This window comes from Actinokineospora auranticolor (genome assembly GCF_002934265.1).
In the GTDB taxonomy this organism is placed as follows: domain Bacteria; phylum Actinomycetota; class Actinomycetes; order Mycobacteriales; family Pseudonocardiaceae; genus Actinokineospora; species Actinokineospora auranticolor.
Genome location: NZ_PTIX01000018.1, coordinates 84,385 through 101,486, shown reverse-complemented (window position 1 = coordinate 101,486; position 17,102 = coordinate 84,385). Strand labels below are relative to the sequence as shown.

At 72.4% G+C, this 17,102-nt stretch carries 20 protein-coding genes; 14 read left to right on the top strand and 6 right to left on the bottom strand.

Annotation, left to right across the window (positions count from 1 at the left end):
• Nucleotides 1-240 precede the first annotated feature (240 nt).
• Nucleotides 241-915, top strand: a complete 675-nt coding sequence (locus tag CLV40_RS26850) for a phosphatase PAP2 family protein (RefSeq protein WP_104481774.1) — start codon at nucleotides 241-243, stop codon at nucleotides 913-915.
• 36 nt (nucleotides 916-951) lie between these two features.
• A complete protein-coding gene (locus CLV40_RS26845) occupies nucleotides 952-1,140 on the top strand; it encodes a hypothetical protein (protein WP_146108259.1) in 189 nt (62 codons plus the stop codon).
• Here CLV40_RS26845 and zapE read toward each other — a convergent pair.
• On the bottom strand, nucleotides 1,137-2,159 hold the full coding sequence (zapE, locus tag CLV40_RS26840; protein WP_104481772.1) for a cell division protein ZapE: 1,023 nt from the start codon (nucleotides 2,157-2,159) through the stop codon (nucleotides 1,137-1,139). The two genes, CLV40_RS26845 and zapE, sit on opposite strands and share 4 nt — an antisense overlap.
• Before the next feature lie 97 nt (nucleotides 2,160-2,256).
• Here zapE and CLV40_RS26835 point away from each other — a divergent pair, with 97 nt between their 5' ends.
• The 3 genes from CLV40_RS26835 to CLV40_RS26825 all read left to right on the top strand — a co-directional run bounded on the left by CLV40_RS26835 (nucleotide 2,257) and on the right by CLV40_RS26825 (nucleotide 4,699).
• Complete coding sequence (locus CLV40_RS26835; RefSeq protein ID WP_245931594.1) at nucleotides 2,257-2,979, top strand: pyrimidine reductase family protein; 723 nt, start codon at nucleotides 2,257-2,259, stop codon at nucleotides 2,977-2,979.
• A gap of 38 nt (nucleotides 2,980-3,017) precedes the next feature.
• Nucleotides 3,018-4,127 (top strand): ATP-dependent DNA ligase, encoded by a 1,110-nt coding sequence (locus tag CLV40_RS26830; RefSeq protein ID WP_181043757.1) that lies wholly within the window; start codon nucleotides 3,018-3,020, stop codon nucleotides 4,125-4,127.
• Nucleotides 4,128-4,237: 110 nt separating this feature from the next.
• Nucleotides 4,238-4,699, top strand: coding sequence for an RICIN domain-containing protein (locus CLV40_RS26825; protein WP_181043756.1), 462 nt, complete (start codon nucleotides 4,238-4,240; stop codon nucleotides 4,697-4,699).
• Nucleotide 4,700: 1 nt separating this feature from the next.
• Here the strand turns inward: CLV40_RS26825 and CLV40_RS26820 are convergent, their stop codons facing one another.
• Nucleotides 4,701-5,615: an EamA family transporter gene (locus CLV40_RS26820; RefSeq protein WP_104481819.1), complete on the bottom strand. Its 915-nt coding sequence runs from the start codon at nucleotides 5,613-5,615 to the stop codon at nucleotides 4,701-4,703.
• 122 nt (nucleotides 5,616-5,737) lie between these two features.
• On the opposite strand from CLV40_RS26820, the gene CLV40_RS26815 reads away from it, so the two are divergent.
• Nucleotides 5,738-7,279: an alpha/beta hydrolase gene (locus tag CLV40_RS26815; protein ID WP_104481769.1), complete on the top strand. Its 1,542-nt coding sequence runs from the start codon at nucleotides 5,738-5,740 to the stop codon at nucleotides 7,277-7,279.
• A gap of 625 nt (nucleotides 7,280-7,904) precedes the next feature.
• Here the strand turns inward: CLV40_RS26815 and CLV40_RS26810 are convergent.
• Entirely contained in the window at nucleotides 7,905-8,537 is a 633-nt protein-coding gene (locus CLV40_RS26810) for a DUF6319 family protein (protein ID WP_104481768.1), read from the bottom strand.
• A 123-nt stretch (nucleotides 8,538-8,660) separates the two neighbouring features.
• Between CLV40_RS26810 and CLV40_RS26805 the strand changes: the two genes are divergently transcribed.
• Nucleotides 8,661-8,864, top strand: coding sequence for a hypothetical protein (locus CLV40_RS26805; protein WP_146108258.1), 204 nt, complete (start codon nucleotides 8,661-8,663; stop codon nucleotides 8,862-8,864).
• Between the two features lie 22 nt (nucleotides 8,865-8,886).
• Here CLV40_RS26805 and CLV40_RS26800 read toward each other — a convergent pair whose 3' ends face one another.
• Nucleotides 8,887-9,081: a hypothetical protein gene (locus CLV40_RS26800; RefSeq protein ID WP_104481766.1), complete on the bottom strand. Its 195-nt coding sequence runs from the start codon at nucleotides 9,079-9,081 to the stop codon at nucleotides 8,887-8,889.
• A 213-nt stretch (nucleotides 9,082-9,294) separates the two neighbouring features.
• Between CLV40_RS26800 and CLV40_RS26795 the strand changes: the two genes are divergently transcribed.
• Nucleotides 9,295-9,825, top strand: coding sequence for an NUDIX hydrolase (locus CLV40_RS26795; RefSeq protein WP_104481765.1), 531 nt, complete (start codon nucleotides 9,295-9,297; stop codon nucleotides 9,823-9,825).
• On the opposite strand, the gene CLV40_RS26790 is transcribed toward CLV40_RS26795, so the two are convergent.
• A complete protein-coding gene (locus CLV40_RS26790) occupies nucleotides 9,822-10,865 on the bottom strand; it encodes a DNA polymerase domain-containing protein (RefSeq protein ID WP_104481764.1) in 1,044 nt (347 codons plus the stop codon). The genes CLV40_RS26795 and CLV40_RS26790 overlap by 4 nt on opposite strands.
• Before the next feature lie 96 nt (nucleotides 10,866-10,961).
• On the opposite strand from CLV40_RS26790, the gene hisS reads away from it, so the two are divergent.
• The 6 genes from hisS to CLV40_RS26760 all read left to right on the top strand — a co-directional run bounded on the left by hisS (nucleotide 10,962) and on the right by CLV40_RS26760 (nucleotide 15,383).
• Nucleotides 10,962-12,221, top strand: coding sequence for a histidine--tRNA ligase (hisS, locus tag CLV40_RS26785; protein ID WP_245931593.1), 1,260 nt, complete (start codon nucleotides 10,962-10,964; stop codon nucleotides 12,219-12,221).
• Nucleotides 12,222-12,256: 35 nt separating this feature from the next.
• A complete protein-coding gene (locus tag CLV40_RS26780) occupies nucleotides 12,257-12,598 on the top strand; it encodes a hypothetical protein (RefSeq protein ID WP_104481818.1) in 342 nt (113 codons plus the stop codon).
• A gap of 33 nt (nucleotides 12,599-12,631) precedes the next feature.
• Nucleotides 12,632-13,075: a peptide-methionine (R)-S-oxide reductase MsrB gene (msrB, locus tag CLV40_RS26775; protein WP_104481762.1), complete on the top strand. Its 444-nt coding sequence runs from the start codon at nucleotides 12,632-12,634 to the stop codon at nucleotides 13,073-13,075.
• A 190-nt stretch (nucleotides 13,076-13,265) separates the two neighbouring features.
• Nucleotides 13,266-14,198, top strand: coding sequence for a TIGR04222 domain-containing membrane protein (locus CLV40_RS26770; RefSeq protein ID WP_181043755.1), 933 nt, complete (start codon nucleotides 13,266-13,268; stop codon nucleotides 14,196-14,198).
• Nucleotides 14,199-14,250: 52 nt separating this feature from the next.
• Nucleotides 14,251-15,054, top strand: a complete 804-nt coding sequence (locus CLV40_RS26765) for an MbnB/TglH/ChrH family RiPP precursor modification enzyme (protein ID WP_104481817.1) — start codon at nucleotides 14,251-14,253, stop codon at nucleotides 15,052-15,054.
• On the top strand, nucleotides 15,051-15,383 hold the full coding sequence (locus CLV40_RS26760; RefSeq protein WP_104481760.1) for an SCO6045 C-terminal-like domain-containing protein: 333 nt from the start codon (nucleotides 15,051-15,053) through the stop codon (nucleotides 15,381-15,383). The genes CLV40_RS26765 and CLV40_RS26760 overlap by 4 nt, the downstream gene beginning before the upstream one ends.
• A 950-nt stretch (nucleotides 15,384-16,333) precedes the next feature.
• Here the strand turns inward: CLV40_RS26760 and CLV40_RS26755 are convergent.
• Nucleotides 16,334-17,092: a VOC family protein gene (locus CLV40_RS26755; RefSeq protein WP_104481759.1), complete on the bottom strand. Its 759-nt coding sequence runs from the start codon at nucleotides 17,090-17,092 to the stop codon at nucleotides 16,334-16,336.
• Nucleotides 17,093-17,102 lie beyond the last annotated feature (10 nt).

The window sequence follows — 17,102 nt, the reverse complement described above, 5'->3', positions numbered from 1 at the left end:
AGGGGTGCAGGGGGAGCGGTATGTGCCCGGGGCGGGCAAGCCGGTTGTCGCGGGGGACGTGACCGTGGGGTTGGACGATCCTTGCCTGCGGTGGGTTCGGGCGCCACAGCTCCTGCGGGAGTTGCGGGGGTGTTCGGTCGACGTTGGATGAAGAAGTCGGGTGAGGGGTTGGGTGATCTGCACCGGACCCTCACGTAACCGGTCATGCTCGTACACAACCGACCCGGCATAGTGATTCCCGTGGAGCCGAACCGACTGTTGCCCAAGGCTTTGATCATCCCGGCGGTGGGGGTGGCGGCCGTGTCGTTCGGCGTCGTGGCGGCGATCGGGCGGGACGTGGCCAACGAGCGGACCGCCGGGCCGCTCGACCGGGCCGCGTTCCGGGTGGCCGACTGGGTGTTCTCCGCGCTGCCCGGGGTGGCCGAACCGCTGTCCAACGCGTCGCGGCCGCCTGCCATGATCACTGTGATTGTGGTCATGGCGATCATCGCTCTTTGGAGGCGTCGTTACCGGGTGGCGTCACTGTGCGTGTTGGGGCCGGTGGTGACCGCGGGGGTGAACTCGTGGGTGCTCAAGCCGGTGGTCGGACGGACGCACGACGGTTACCTGGCCTACCCGAGCGGGCACACGACGACGCTCGTCTCGATCCTGGTTGTGTTGACGCTGGTGGTAGTCGCCAACGCGCCCGCCGGGGAACGGCTCAAGCAGACGGTCGTGTGCGGGGCGGTCACGGTCGTCCTGACGGCCGTGGCGGTGAGCGCGATCGTGGGTCTGCGGTACCACTACCTCACCGATTCCGTGGGGTCATTCTTCTGGGCGACCGGCGGGGTGATCACCGTCGCGGCGCTGCTCGACCTGCTCCCCGGGACACACCCGGCGCGCCGCCTCACACGTGAACAGGCGTACCGTGCGTAACCTGGCAGGGCCTCCGCGCGAACGGAAAGGATGGCGGTGACCGACACACCCATCTACGACCAGATACGCCAGGAACTCCTCAGCGCAGCACAGTCGGACAAGACAGACCCGCAACCGCGAACCCGACAGCGCAGCGAACCCGAGTCGGGTACCGGTGTGTCGGTCTGGGCGTTGATCGACGAGCACCGCACCCCCGACGCCAAGCCCGGCCGCAGGCGCTCCTAGCCGAGCTTCGCGGCGTCGCGGGACAGGGCGACCAGGCGGCTGACGGCGCGGAGGTACTTCTTGCGGTAGCCGCCGCGCAGCATTTCCTCGGTGAAGAGGGCGGAGACCGGGTCGCCGGAGACCACCACCGGGATGGCGCGGTCGTAGAGGCGGTCGGCGAAGGCGACCACGCGCAGTGCCACATCCTGTGCGGACAGTGGTCGTACGCCCCGGAGGTGCACCGCGGCCACGCCGTCGACGAGCTTGCCGTAGCGGGACGGGTGCAGGGTCGCCAGGTGCGCGCACAGCCCGTCGAAATCGTCCACAGTGGACCCCGGGATGCCCGCCGCGCTCGCCGCGAGCCCCGCGTCGTCGGTCGGCGGGGGCGCGTCCGGCAGGCCGCGGTGCCGGTAGTCCGGCCCGTCGACGCGGACCACGGTGAACCGGGACGACAGGGCCTGGATCTCGCGCAGGAAGTCGTCCGCGGCGAAGCGGCCCTCGCCCAGCTTGTCCGGCAGCGTGTTGGAGGTCGCCGCGACCACGACGCCCGCGTCGGTCAGCTCGGTCAGCAGCCGGGTGACCAGCATGGTGTCGCCCGGGTCGTCGAGCTCGAACTCGTCGATGGCGAGCAGCCGGTGCTCGCCGAGCCGGGCGACGGCCTCGCGGAAGCCCAGCGCGCCGACCAGGTTGGTCAGCTCGACGAACGTGCCGTACGACTTGGTCCCCGGCACCGCGTGCCACAGCGACGCGAGCAGGTGGGTCTTGCCGACGCCGAAACCGCCGTCGAGGTAGAGGCCCGGTCTGCCCTCGGCCTTCGCGGCCTTGAACACGCGCCGCAACAGCGACCCGCCGCCGTCGCGGGACCCGACCCGGGTGGCGAAGGCCGCGCAGTCGCGCACGGCGGCGGCCTGGCTGGGTTCGTCGGGGTTGGGCAGGTACGTGTCGAACCGGACCGCGTCGAAGCGCGGCGGCGGGACCAGTTCGGCGACGAGTTCCTCGGGCCCGACCACGGGCGCGCGGTCGACGAGACGGGCGGACATGCCGGGCAGCGTAGTGGCGTGCTCTGATGGTGCCGTGCAGAGGCTTTATCCGTTATCACCGGTTTCCCCAGGTCAGCCCGCCGCGGCCCACGCGGCTGTGGTGGACGACACCGAGTTGGAGCGGCTCTACGACTACCCGCCCGACCTGGACCGGGCCTGGGTGCAGACCAACTTCGTCAGCAGCGTCGACGGGGCGGTCGCGGTGGACGGGCTGTCGGCGGGGCTGTCCAGCCCGGCCGACAAGAAGGTGTTCTCCCTGGGCCGCGACCTGGCCGACGTGGTGCTGGTGGGCTGGGGCACGGCGTCGGCGGAGGGGTACCGGGGGGTCAAGCGGACCGAGGTCCGCCGGGAGCGGCGGGCGCGGCTGGGGCTGAGCCCGCTGCCACCGATCGCGGTCGTCACCGCGCGCGGCTCGGTGGCCCCGGACGCGCCGATCGTCACCGACACGACCGTGCCGCCGATCGTCGTCACCACCGCGTCGGCGCCCGCCGACCGGCGCGCGGCGCTCGCGTCGGCGGGGGCGGACGTGATCGTGGCGGGCGCGGAGACCGTCGACCTGCGGTTCGCGTTGGCCGCGCTGGCCGAGCGCGGGCTGCGGCGGGTGACGTGCGAGGGCGGCCCCCGGCTGCTGGGGGCGTTGGTCGAGGCGGACCTGGTCGACCAGATGTGCCTGACGGTCTCCCCCGTGCTCGCGGGCGGTGGCGCGGGCCGGATCGCGACGGGCGCGCCGACCTCGGTGCCGGTTGGTCTGGACTTGGCGTCGGTGCTGACCGACAACGGGTTCCTCATGCTCCGCTACCGGCGCGCCTGCCGCCCGTAACGCGCGAACACCGGCGGTCCGCCCGCTGACAAGGCAGTATGGGGCGCGTGGCCCTTCCGCTGACCCCACCGGTCCAACCGATGCTCGCCAAACCCGCACCGTCCATCCCGGACGACGCCGGACTGGTGTTCGAACCCAAGTGGGACGGTTTCCGCTGCCTGGTCTTCCGCGACGGCCGCGAGCTGACGCTCCAGTCGCGTTCGGGCAAACCGCTCAACCGGTACTTCCCCGAGTTGGTGACGGCGCTGGAAGCGGCGTTGCCCGACCGCGTGGTCATCGACGGTGAGCTGGTGGTCGACCGGAACGGGCGGTTGGACTTCGACGCGCTGGCCGAGCGCATCCACCCGGCCGCGAGCCGGGTGAGCATGCTCGCCGAGCAGACGCCGTCACGGTTCATCGCGTTCGACCTGCTGGCGCTGGACGACGACAGCTACCTCGACGTCGGCGCGCGCGACCGGCGGCGGCTGCTGGAGAGCGCGCTCACCTTCACCGACCGCGTGCACCTGACACCCGCGACGGACGACCCGGAGCTGGCGCGGCAGTGGTTCACCATCTTCGAGGGCGCGGGGCTGGACGGGGTGATCGGCAAGCCGTCGCGCGGGCCGTACACGCCGAACAAGCGGACGATGCTGAAGTTCAAGCACTCGCGGACGGCCGACTGCGTGGTCGCCGGGTTGCGGTGGCACAAGGGGAGTTCGCCGGGTGAGTCCGTCGGGTCGTTGATGCTGGGGTTGTACGACCGGTCCGGCGACCTGAACCACGTCGGGGTCGTCGGCGCGTTCCCGGTCGCGACCCGCCGCGAGCTGGCGACCGACCTGGCGGAGCTGATGGTCAACGGCGGCGCGAACCACCCGTGGGTCAGCGGCGCGCAGTCCGACGGGGCGCGGGTGCCCGGCGCGGTCAGCCGCTGGCGCACGACGGAGCAGCCGTGGGTGCCGCTGCGGCTGGAGCGGGTCGTCGAGGTGGCGTACGAGCACACCGAGGGCGGCTACCCGAGCCGGTTCCGGCACACCGCGCAGTTCCAGCGGTGGCGGCCGGACCGCGAGCCCGCGTCGTGCAACTACGAGCAGTTGGAGGAGCCCGCCAACTACGACCTGGCGGCGGTGCTGCGCGGTGAGGTGAAAGCGCGCGACGACGCGGCCGGATGACCCTGGTCCCCCGGTCGGGCGGTTGGCTCGGGTGTCGCGTTGAGACGGTGCCGCGAGTCCGATAGATCACGGGCGTCACCTGTGGACACCCAACCGGAAGGCCGACGCCCGTGCACCGCTACGTTCTCACCGCCGCAGCCGCTCTCCTGCTCGCCACCCCCGCCGCCGCGGCGGGCCCCGGACCGGTCCACCTCGTGAGCAAGGCCGACACGGGGCTCTGCCTGGACCACGCGACGCGCGACAACTCCGTGCACGTGGCCGGGTGCGGGGAGGCGCAGAACCAACAATGGACGCTGCGGCCCAAGACCGGTGGCAGCGTCGAGGTCGTAGGTGAGGCGAACGGCAACTGCCTGACCGGCGAGGTGAACGCCCCCGTGCACACGCAGGCGTGCGTGGGCGCGGCGTTGCAGGACTGGCGGATCGACTACCTGGCGGTCCCGGACGGCGAGGAGGTCGTCATCCGCAACGCCTGGTCGGGCCGGTGCCTGGACAGCTCGCCCGCGGACAAGGCCGCCTTCACCGGCGAGTGCAGCCAGTACCGCAACCCGAACCAGCGCTGGACGATCGGCTGACCTACTCCGGCTTGGGGCGGCCGTAGCGGGTCGCGCCCGCCGAGGCGGCGACCACGCAGCAGATGGCGACCCACTGGGTGGGGCGCAGCGCCTCGCCCAGCACCACCAGGCCCGCGAGGGCGGCGACGGCCGGTTCGAGGCTCATCAGGACGCCGAAGACCCGGGGCGGCAGGCTGCGCAGCGCCTTGAGCTCCAGCGAGTACGGGACCACCGAGGACATCAGGGCCACACCGAGGCCCGCGACCAGCACCGACGGCTCCAGCAGCGTGGTGCCCGCGTCGGCGACGCCGAACGGGACCACCAGCGCGGCGGCCACGACCGAGGCCAGCGCCAGGCCGGAGCCGTCGGTGGTGCGGCTGCCGAGGGCGGCGCCGAGCAGGATGTAGAAGGCCCAGCAGGCGCCCGCGGCCAGGGCGAACAGCAGGCCGACCAGGTCGGCGTCACCGCCGGTCTGCGACAGCAGGACCACGCCCGCCGCGGCCAGCAGCGCCCACAGGCCGTCGAGCCAGCGGCGGGAGCCGACCAGCGCCACGGCCAGCGGGCCGAGGAACTCGACGGTGACGGCGATGCCCAGCGGGATGCGCTCGATGGCCAGGTAGAAGCAGAGGTTCATGGTGCCGAGCACGGCGCCGTAGCCGAGGATCACCGGCAGCGCGTGCCGGTTGAGCTTGAGCGACGGCCGCCACAGCAGCACGAACACCACGGCGGCGAGGCCGAGCCGCAGGGTGACCGCGCCCGCGGCGCCCGCGGCGGTGAACAGCTGCTTGGCGACGGCCGCGCCCACTTGGACGCTGACGATGGCGATGAGGACCTGCACCGTCGGCGGGACCGCGCCGACCCTCGCGGGCGCGCCCGCGAGCACCGCGGACCACCTGGGCAGACGGGATCTCCCGGAATCGATGCGCACCACGGCCACGGCGAGCACACTACGGCAGCGAACGCGGAGACATCCTATGAATTGCCCGCTCACCCGCGCCTCACCCTGCGCGTGGCAAGGTTGGGTCCCGGTAGGACAGCTCGACGGGAGGACACGCAGGCGTGAAGGTCGGTCGCGGTGTCGCGCTGCTGCCGCTGGTACTGCTCGCCGCGTGCACCGCGGGCCCGTCGAACCGGCCGGGCATCGTGGTCAACGACGGCGACACCGGTGGCGGGGCGGGGACGCCGAGCAGCACGGGACCGGCGCCGCTGCCGCCGCTGACCGAGCCGAAGGCCGCGTCGATCAACTGGACGCCGTGCCCGCCGGAGGCCATCCCCGGGCTCACCCCGACACCGGACGTGCCGCTGAGCTGCGGCCGGGTGAACGGCGTCCTCGACTCCCCGTACGCGCCGGGCCGCGGCACCGTCCGCATGGCCGTGCTGCGCGCGGGCAGCGGACCGATCCCGGTCCTGGTGCTCAACGACGTCGACGGCCTCCCCGGCAGCCGGTACGCGGCGCGGCTCGCGCGGACGCTGCCGAAGGAGCTGCTGACCAGGTTCTCCCTGATCGGCCTCGACCGGCGCGGGACCGGGCGGTCCGACCCGGTGTCGTGCGTGCCGGAGGAGGTGCGGGCGGCGATCGTCGACGCGGACCCCCGGGCACTGGACGTCGAGGGCCTGGTCGACCAGGCGCGCACGGCCGGGCAGCAGTGCTCGATCACGCTGGAGACCCGCCTGCCGTCGCTGGACACGTGGCGCACGGCGGGCGACGCCGAGTCGGTGCGCGCCGCGCTCGGCGTGGACAAGCTGCACGCGATCGGGCACGGCGAGGGCTCGCGGGTGCTGACCGTGTACGCGGAGCGCTTCCCCGACCGCGTCGGCCGGATGGTGCTCGACGGGCTGCCGGATCCGAACCAGGACGCCGTGGTGGCGCTGGAGGGGGTGGCGGAGGCGTCGGACAAGGCGTTCGGGGCGTTCGCGGACGACTGCGCGCAACGCGGGTGCGAGCTGGGGTCGCAGGCGCGGCAGGCGCTGACCGATGTGCTGAACCGGGCGGCGTCGGATCCGCTGGTGTCCTCGGATGAGGAGTTGGAGCTGAGTCCGGGGGTGGTGTTGCGGGCGGTGCAGGTCGGTCTGTCCGATCGCGCTTCCTGGCCCGCGCTCTCGGCGGCGCTGGCGGCTGCGCGTGGGGGGTCGCCGGACGGGTTGGTGGCGTTGGTGTCGCCTGCGGTCCTGGGGAAGGAACGGGTGCCCGCGGTGTTCGACGCCGGACTGGTGACCCGGTGCAACGACACGAAGTCGCGGCTGTCGACGCAGGCGATGACGGGGGCCTCGGCGGACTGGAACCGGCGGTTCCCGCTGTTCGGGGCGTTGACGGCGGAGTGGCTGGCGGTGTGCAGCCCGTGGCCGGTGCCGTCGCGGCCGGTGGCGGCGCCGAGCGCATCGGGGGCGCCGCCGATGGTGGTGCTGGGGACGTCGGTGGATCCGGTCACGCCGTTGTCGGGGACGGAGCGGGCGGCGCAGCAGTTGGCCACGGCGTCGCTGGTGACGTGGCAGGGGGCTGGGCATGGGGCGCTCGGGTTCTCGACGTGCGCTACGGAGGCGGCTTCGGGGTTCTTGGTGGAGGGGAAGGTTCCTCGGGACGGGACCGTCTGCCCTCCGTGAGTCGGGCTGCCGCGGGGTTGTGGCTCGGCTCTTCGCGAGTTGCGTGGGGCCTTGATCTGGTGAACTCGCCGGGCGTCGAAGATCGCTGAGGTCGTTCGTGCTCTGGCTCTTCGCGAATTGCGTGGGGGCCTTGATCAGGTGAACTCGCTTGGCGCGGGGACCCCTAAGAAGGGTGGTCTAGTGGGACCGCGGGTGGGGCTGAAGGGAAGCCCCACTCACCGGAGCGAGTTTACGACCATCCTTCTGCCCCACACCAAGCGAGTCCACCTGATCAAGGTTGGTGGAGGCGCGTTGCGCTGGCGGGCGGTGTGGGATCGAAGTGGCGGTTGGGTGGTGGGAAAAGCGCTGTGCGCTGTGGGTGGGCGGCAGGGCGGGCGTGTGAGAGCGGCGGGCGTGTGAGAGCAGCGGGCGTGGAGCGCAAGAGCGTTGTGCCGATGAGTGAAGGCACGGAGCAGCGCGAGAGGTGTTCGGTCAAGGTGCGCGATGAGCGGGGTGGGGTCGGAAGTGGTGGTCGTGGGGGCCGAAGGCGTGTGGTTGGGAGCGCCAAACGCGGCGTGAGAGTGCGAGCGTGTTGGTGTAGGTGTGTTGTGCTGGTGAGCGGTGGCCCAGGACAGCCCGACGGGGTCTAGCCGAGGTCACGGAGGGCTCGTTGGGCGGCTTCCAGTTGGGCCTTCAACTCCTCGACCCGCTGGAGGCCTCGTTCTCGGGCGGTGGTCAGGGCGCCTTCGATGGCCTCCCCGACGGCCGGGGGTAGGTGTTTGGCGGCCTTGGCGATGTCCCCCGCCGTGACCGGTTCCCAGCGGACCGTGCGCTTCTTGCCGACCAGGACGTCCACCGACCACTCGCCCTCGGGGGTGGCGTGGAGGGTGACGGTGATCTCCGTCGGTTGCTGCTTGCGGGGCTTGGGTTGGCGGGTGGTGGGAGTGGGGCTGCCGGGTTCGATGCCCTGGACCACCTCTTCGGGCGAGTCCACGGGCTCGGGGACGGTCGGGCGGGGGCGGGGCCTGGGGGTGGCGGGCTTGGCGGGCGGCTTCACCGCCGTCAGCTCCGCCGGGGAGAACTGCAGGACGTCCCGGGAACCGTTGGGTCGGACCTGGATGAAATCGCCCTCCGCGGGCTCGTCGAAGGCGATGACCTTGGCCTGCTGCCCGGTGGCCACGCCGACCGCCGCCTCGGTGAACCAGACCGGGGTGGGCTTGTTGTCCGCCAGCGCGGCGCGCAACCGGTCGATGTCCTCCGGGGTTAGCGACTTGGCCATGGGTGCCCGCCCTTTCGATCTTGCTGCCCTGACAGCGGCACAGTGTGCCCGGTGGGTACGACAGTCACCTGTTCGGGCGGCCCAACGTGCCGAATCGGGCGAGGCGACCTACTTTCTGCGGTGATGAGCGTCCGGTACTTGTGGTGGCGGAGCTGCTACGACGGCGTTCTGCACGCGTTCCCCATGGTCGCGGGCAGCCGTCTCGCGCACCAGCACTACCGCGCGTCGTGCACGCACGCGGCGCCCCCGGACCTGGCGGGCGGGGCGCCCGACGGGCCGCGCTGCGAGCTGTGCGTGCTCATCATCGGCGGCGTGCCCGCGCACTAGCCGACCGTCGCGAGTGGACCGGTCAGATCTCGCGGAGGCGGTACTCGCAGCCGTACTCGAGCGCGTAGTGCAGGTCGTAGTGGTGCACGATCTTGGGGCCGCCGTGCAGGTGCACGTGGGTGACGGTCGACCGCGGGTCGCCGGGGACCGTGGCCAGGGTGTCGACCCGGCCGTCCAGGGGACCGCCGACATAGCGAACGACGTAGCTGTCCGTCATGGAGTTCCCCTTCCTGGTGGCCGGTGCCGTACTCGGAGTGTAGGTCGTCCACCGACGGATGCCGCTGATCCGAACCAGTTCCCGGCCCGCCGGTCAACCGGATGGAGCAACTTCGGTGCGGGCCCCCGCATTCCCCCGTAAGGTGTTCTGCCCGCGCGCCACCGGTCACGGTCCGCGACCCGGACACTGTGGAATGTCGGTAGTGTCGATCACATGGGGGCCACACAGTGGACCGTGCACGGCACGCGTCGCGTCTACGCGTCGCCGTGGGTCAACGTCGACTTGGACGAGGTCGAGATCCCGGGCAGGGCACCGTTCGAGCACCACGTGCTGCGGTTCCCGCGCGAGTCGGCGGGGGCGGTGGTCGTGGACGCCGGGCGGGTGCTGCTGCTGTGGCGCCACAGGTTCATCGGCGACCGGTGGGGCTGGGAGATCCCGGCGGGCTGGGTCGACGAGGGTGAGGACCCGGCCGCGGCGGCGGTCCGGGAGGTCCACGAGGAGACCGGCCACCGGGTCGGGAGGATCGAGCCTTTGGTTGCCTACCAGCCGATGAACGGCATCAGCACCGCGCGGTTCCACCTCTTCACCGCGACCGGCGCGGTGCTCGACGGCGCGCCCGACCCCACCGAGGCCCACCGCGTCGAGTGGGTCCCGCTGGCCGACTTCCCGGCGCTGGTCGCCCGCGGCGAGCTCACCGACGGCCCCACCCTGACCGCACTGGGCACCTACCTGGCGACCCGCTAGTCGTCGCGCGCCTTGGACGGTTGGACGCGCTTGGGTTCGCCCGCCATCTTCGGGTACTCCGGCGGGTACGGCAGGTCGCCGAGACCCAGGTCCCGCTCGTGGCGCTCGACCAGTTCCAGCAGCGGTTCCAGCGAGTACGCGGCGTCGCGGATGGGGGCGTGCAGGTCGCCCACCTCGGCGAAGCGGGCGGGCATGGTCAGCACGGTGAAGTCCTCCGGCCGCGCGTCCGCCAGTTCCGCCCAGGTCAGCGGCGCCGAGACCTGCGCCCGCGCGGTGGGGCGCACCGAGTAGGCCGACGCGATGGTGCGGTCGCGGGCCATCTGGTTGAAGTCGACGAAGACCCGTTCGCCGCGCTCCTCCTTCCACCAGCTCACCGTCACCTGGTCGGGCAGCCTGCGCTCCATCTCCCGGGCCAGGGCGATCAGCGCGCGGCGGGCCTCGACGAACGTCCAACGCGGCTCGATCGGCACGTACAGGTGCACGCCCCGACCGCCGGAGGTCTTCGGGAAGGCGTCCATGCCCAGGGAGCGCAGGAACTCGCGGGTCTCGTAGGCCACCGGGACCGCGTCGGCGAAGTCGGTGCCGGGCTGCGGGTCCAGGTCGACGCGCAACTGGTCCGGGTGGTCGACGGCCGCGCGGGTCACCGGCCAGGGGTGGAACGTCAGGGTGCCCAGGTTCGCGGCCCAGGCCACCACGGCCAGTTCCGTCGGGCAGACCTCATCCGCGGGCCTGCCGCTGGGGAACGTGATGCGCGCGGTCTCCACGTAGTCGGGGGCGCCCTTGGGGATCCGCTTCTGGTAGAACGCGTCGCCGGTGTGGTCGCCGCGGGTGGACAGCTTCGCGCCCTCGAACACCCCGCCCGGCCAGCGCTCCAGCGTGGTCGGGCGGTCGCGCAGCGCGCCCAGGATGCCCGGACCCACGGCCAGGAAGTACTCCACTACCTGGCGCTTGACCACGCCCAGCGCCGGGAAGTACGGCTTGTCCGGATTGGACACCCGCACCACCCGGCCGTCGACCTCGATCTCCACAGCCGGTGCCATGGCCGCCAGCCTACGGCCGCCGGGAAACCCGCGTGCGGTCCTCGGTAGCGTTGACGTGCCGATATCCCCCCGATAAGAGGAAGCCCACCGGTGAAGATGGACAACAGCCCCGCCCGGGGCACCCGTGACCTGCTGCCCGCGACCGTGGCCGTGCGCGACCACGTCCTGGCGAAGATCACCGGCGTCTACCACCGCTACGGCTACCAGCGCATCGAGACCCCGGCGCTGGAGAACATCGAGCGGCTGACCGGCGGTCAGGGCGGGGAGAACGAGAAGCTGATCTACCGGGTGCTGCGCCGCGGCCTCGACGAGACCGTCGCCGCCGACATTACCCTCACCGACCTGGTCGACCTGGGCCTGCGCTACGACCTCACGGTCCCGCTGACCCGCTTCTACGGCAACAACCAGGCCACCCTGCCGCAGCCGTTCCGCTCGTTCCAGATCGGTCCGGTGTGGCGGGCCGAGCGGCCGCAGAAGGGCCGCTACCGCCAGTTCTACCAGTGCGACATCGACATGCTGGGCGAGGAGAGCGTGCTCGCCGAGGTCGAGCTGATCGAGGCGACCACCGAGGCGCTGGCCGCCACCGGCCTCGACGGCGCCACCGTGCGCGTCTCCGACCGCCGGTTCCTCTCCGCGCTGGCCGCGGCCGCCGGTCTGCCCGAGGCGGCCTGGGGCGGGCTGTTCATCACCCTCGACAAGCTCGACAAGATCGGCTGGGACGGCGTGCGCGCCGAGCTGCCCGGCCGGGGGCTCGGCGGGGCCGCGATCGACCGGTTGCAGGAGAGCATCACCAGTCTCCAGGGCGGCGACCCGGCGACGCTGGAGAAGCGGCTCGTGGCGGCCGTGCCGAACGCGCCGGAGGAGTTCGTCGCCGACCTCACCGCCACCGCGTCCGCGCTGGCCGCCCTCGACGGCCTGACCTGGGAATTCGACCCGACCCTGGTGCGCGGCATGGGCTACTACACCGGGCAGATCTTCGAGATCGTCCACCCGGCGAGCAGCGGCTCCATCGCGGGCGGCGGCCGCTACGACAAGCTCATCGGCCGCTCCCTGGGCCGCGACGTGCCCGCCTGCGGGTTCTCCATCGGCTTCGAGCGCATCATCGACATCCTCGGCGGCGTCGCGGCCGGTGCGCGCGTCGCGGTGCTGTACGAGGCCGATGTGCCGTTGACCACGGTCACCGGCGCCGCGCGGGAGCTGCGCGCGGGCGGCGACCGGGCGGTGTCCCCGATCCGCCGCAGGGGCAAGTTCGGTGCTCAGCTGGGTCGGCTGGAGGAGTGGGGCTTCACCTCGGTCGTGCACCTCAAGGGCGACGCCGGGGATACCCCGGAAGAGCGTCCGCTCGGCGGACGGTAGTACGCAACGCCGGCCCTGCGGGTTACCGTGTGGGCATGGGCGTGACTGGAACGGTCGGGGGCTCATCGGAACACCCGGATGAGCCCGACCGCCCCACCGGCCCCCCGGGCCGCTTCGCCGACGACCTCGTCGGACTGGACCCCGCCGACCCGGAGGCCAAGGCGTTCGCCGATCACCTGGACCGGATGGAGCGGGTGCACCCGAACTACACCGTCGAGGGCTACCTGGGCCAGGTGAACGAGTTCGCCGACTCGGCCAACCGGCTCGGCGGCCACCACCGGCTCACCGCGGGCATAGTGGCCACACTCATCTTGTTGGGTGTGTTGGTCGCCGCGTGGGACGCCCTGGTGTTCATCGTCGGCGCCGTGTTCGGCTGAGAGCGGCAGCGAGGAGAGTAGGACCAAGTGGCTATGGAACCGGTCGTCGGGGCGACGCCGCGGGTGGTCAAGCCCGAGCAGGAGTGGCGCGCGCAGCTGGACCCGCGCGAGTACGCGGTGCTGCGCGAGGCGGGCACCGAACCCGCGTGGACCGGCGAGTACACCGAGACCAAGACCGTCGGCGTGTACCGGTGCCGGGCCTGCGGCGCGGAGCTGTTCCGCAGCGAGACGAAGTTCGACTCGCACTGCGGGTGGCCGTCGTTCTACTCGCCCCTGGCGGGCGAGAGCGTCGTGCTGCGCGAGGACCGCACGCACGGCATGGTCCGCACCGAGGTGCTCTGCGCGAGCTGCCACAGCCACCTGGGGCACGTGTTCGAGGGCGAGGGCTACCCGACGCCGACCGATCAGCGGTACTGCATCAACTCGATCTCCCTCACCCTCGTGCCGGAGACCTCAAGCCCAGGTCAAGAAGCCTAAATCCAGCACCGCAACGCCCTAAATCCTCCCTAAGCCACCTTGTGCGCGCGGTCACACCACCCCAGCATTGTGCGCACACCGGGAGCACGAAAACCGGTGGCACAGGAGGGAAAGCGGCCGCGACCGGCACCAGCCGGACGAGGACCGGCGGTCCCTCGGGGAGGGGGCGGGGATGGAGCAGCCTTGGGGATTGTCGGGACCTGAGTTCCTGCGGGTGTACCTGGTCGGCGCGGCGTTCGCGATCCTGATCGCGGGGGCCGTGCGGATCTTGGCCCGGTCCGGTGCGGCGCGGCACCGGGACGGGGTGGGTCGACCGCTCGACGTCGAGGAGCTGGCGTACCTGGTCGGGGGCGCGCGGCGCGTTGTCGAGCTGTCCGTGGCCAGGTTGTTGGACCAGGGGAAGTTGCGGTCGAGCCGGGAAGGGCGGGTGCGGGCGGTTGAGGGGGCCGTCCCGGGCCCGTCCGGCCTGGACGCGGCGGTGCTGGCGGAGACCAGCAACGACCGCGCGCGTTCCGTCGGCCGGATCATCGACCGGGTCGAGCGGTTGTCCGTGGTCACCACGATCGCGGACGGGCTCGTCGGCAAGGGGTTGCTGGTCGGTGACCGGCGGCGGAAGGCGCGGTTGTCCTCGGCACCGCTGCTGGTGCTGTTGGCGGTGGGTGTGGCGCGGTGGGTCACCGGGGTGGCGCAGGGCTTCCCCGTCGGCTGGCTGACGCTGTGCCTGCTGGGCACGGCCGCGCTGGCGGTCCTGGTGTGGCGCTGGCCGGTCCCGGCCCGCACCTACGCCGGGGACCGGGTCGTGGGCGAGGCGAAGCGGGCGCACCGGCGCGCTCCGCGACCGTCCGAGCACACGGCGTTGACCGAGTTCGCGGCCTTCGGCGGGGTGGCGGGTCTGGTGGCCATCGGGGGGATCACCAGCTACCCGGACGCCGCGGTGGTGGCCGCGTTGGAACAGGACCGCGCGCTGCAGATGGCCCAGGCCAGCGCGTGGAGCGGCGGTTCGGGGTCGTCCGGCTCGTCGGGCTCCTCCTGCGGGAGCGGGTCCTCGTGCTCGGGCGGGTCGTCGAGCTGCGGCGGGGGTGGGTGCGGCGGTGGCGGCGGCTGCGGGGGTGGCGGCGGCTGATCGCGGTACCCGGGGCGCCAGGGGCAAGGCGCCCAAGGGGGAGGATGACGGCATGGGTGAGCGACTAGGGGTGGGCATCGGCTGGCGGTCGGAGATCGACCTGACCGTCGAGCGGATGCCGGGGGTGGACTTCGTGGAGGTCGTGGCGGAGAACCTGCACCACGACGAACTACCGGAGTCGTTGCTCGTGTTGCGTGGGCGCGGGCTGCCGGTGCTCCCCCATGCCGTCTCCCTCTCGCTGGGCGGTGCCGACCCGGTCGAGATGGACCGGGTCGAGCACCTGGCGGCGGTGGCCGAGTTGACCGGGGCGCCGCTGGTGAGCGACCACATCTGCTTCGTGCGCGCGGGCGGCCTCGACTCGGGGCACCTGATGCCGGTGCCGCGCACGCGGGAAGCACTGGACGTGCTGGTGGAGAACGTGCGGGCAGCGCAGTCCGTGCTGCCGGTCCCGCTGGCCCTGGAGAACATCGCGGCCCTCCTGCGGTGGCCGGACGCCGACCTGACCGAGGCGCAGTTCCTCACGGAACTGGTGGAGCGCACCGACTGCGCGCTGCTGATCGACGTCGCCAACATGTGGGCCAACGCCCGCAACCTGGGCGACGACCCGCTGGCGACGCTGGACGGCCTCCCGCTGGAGCGGATCGCGTACGTGCACGTGGCCGGGGGCCTGGAGAAAGACGGCGTCTACCACGACACGCACGCGCACCCGGTGCCCGCCGGGGTGCTGGAACTGTTGGGGGAACTGTGCTCGCGGGTGCGGCCACCGGGGGTGCTGCTGGAACGGGACGACCACTACCCGTCGGACGAGGCGCTGGCGGCGGAACTGGCCGCCATCCGCGCGGTGGTGGAGCGGTGAGCCGCGCGGAGTTGGCCGCCGCCCAAGCCGAACTGCTGCGGGCGGTGCTGGCCGGGGGGCCGGTACCGGACGGGTTCGACGCGGCGGCGGTTCGGGTGGAGGCCGCCGCGCTCCTGGCGAAGCGGCGGCGGATCGTGGCCCAGCTCGCGCCGGGGGTGGCGGAGGAAGTGGGCGACCGGTACGCGGAGCTGTTCGCGGCGTACGCGGCGGGCAACCCGCGCGTGACGGGGAGCCGGTTCCGGGAGGACGCGGCGGCGTTCGAGACCTGGCTGGTCGAGCGCGGCGAGATCGAGGCACCGAAGCGCAAGCGGTGGTGGAAACGCGGCTGAGGCCGTCGCGGCGGATGGCCGGGCTGTCGCGCGGGACCGGTGGCTGACTGGCCGGTGGCGCCATGCGGTGACGGGGGGAGTGGGTCGACGCGGCGCGAACAGGGGCGGACCGCGCCACGGATGGCTCGGTGGGCCAGCCGAACCCGCTGGCCGGGATGGTCGCGCGGTGGTGGGACTCGGCACCTTGGTCGCCGGTGGAGCGGCAGCGGGATTGCCGGACGCGCGGCAGGCGGCGGACCGCGCCTGCGAGCGGTCGGACGGTTGGCTGAGTCCGCCTGCGGCTGGTGCCACGAACCCACCGAGGCGGCGAACTCGGTGACTTGGCGAGCATCGCGCAAAGCCCGGTGCGTGGACGAGAAGCCCGACCGGGTGGTTGGAGATGAGGGACCGCGCGGAGCGCGACTCAGGGAGTGGTCACATCCGTCTGCCATGGGTATCGCGGCGGCAGGCCTGGCGATGAGCCAGCCACTGAAGGCGAGCCCGGTGGGTGAGTGGAAGCGCGGGCGGTCGGCGGGATGGCCGAGAGTCTGCCCGCGACTCGTGCCACGGACCCGCCAAGGCGGCGAACTCGGTGACCGGGCGAGCATCGCGCAAAGCCCGGTGCGTGGACGGGAAGCTCGACCAGGTGGTTGGAGGTGGGTGTCCGCGCCGAGCGCGACTCAGCGGTGGCCGCGTCCATCCGCGACGGGTGTTGCCGTGGCGGGCCTGGTGGTGCTGGCCGGTGAGGGCAAGTGCCGAGAAGCGGTAGGAGCACGAGGCGCGGGGACGCGTCGGGCGCGAGTCAGCGGGTGGCCGCGTCCGTCCGCGACAGGTGTCGCGGTGGTGGCTTGGCTGGTGCGCGCGAACGCCCACTGAGCGGGTGGAAGCACGGTCGGGTAGTCGGGGTCGGGTGACCGCGCCGCGGGCGGGTCGGCGGGTGGCCGAGCCCGCCTGCGGCGGCGGGTCGAGGGCTACTGCTGGGACGGGACGGCGATGACCACGAACTCGGCGCCCTGGTCGTCGGTGACGACGGCGTTGCGGCCGTGCGGGCTGTCCGTCGGGCCGGACACCAGCTTGCCGCCCAGTTCCTGGACCTTGGCGACGGCCGCGTCGGCGTCGGAGACCTGGAAGTAGGTCGTCCACCCGGACTTGTCCGTGTTGCCGCCGATGCCGCCGACAGGCCACTCCGGGTTGGTGGTGACGATGGTGGCGTAGTTGAAGCCGTCGTCGCCCACCTCCTGGTAGGAGTAGCCGAGGACGTCGGCGTAGAACTGCTTGGCCTTGTCGTAGTCGGTGCTCAGGTGCTCGTTCCAGGTGACGGCGCCGACCTCGTTGGCCAGCCGCATGCCGGTGTGGATCCCGGAGCGCCAGAGGCCGAAGGTCGCGCAGGTGCTGTCGGCGGCGATGGCCATGGCGCCCATCTCGCCGATCTCCATGGGCGGCACGAACACCTTGCCGCCCGCCGCCGTGACCTTCTCGAGGGTGGCGTCGAGGTCGGTGGTGGACAGGTAGGTGACCCAGCCGGTCTCCTGGCCCTCCTGCAGCGGGCCGAGACCCGCGACCGGGCGGCCGTCGACGAAGCAGTTGGCGTAGCCGCCGAACTGGGGGTCACCCTCCTCGATCTGCCAGCCGAAGAGGGCGGAGTAGAAGACCTTGGCCTTGGCCACGTCGGTGCCCAGGTCGACCCAGCAGGGGGTGCCGGGCTCCCAGGCGGTGTCGCGGGTGACCATGTGTTCCTCC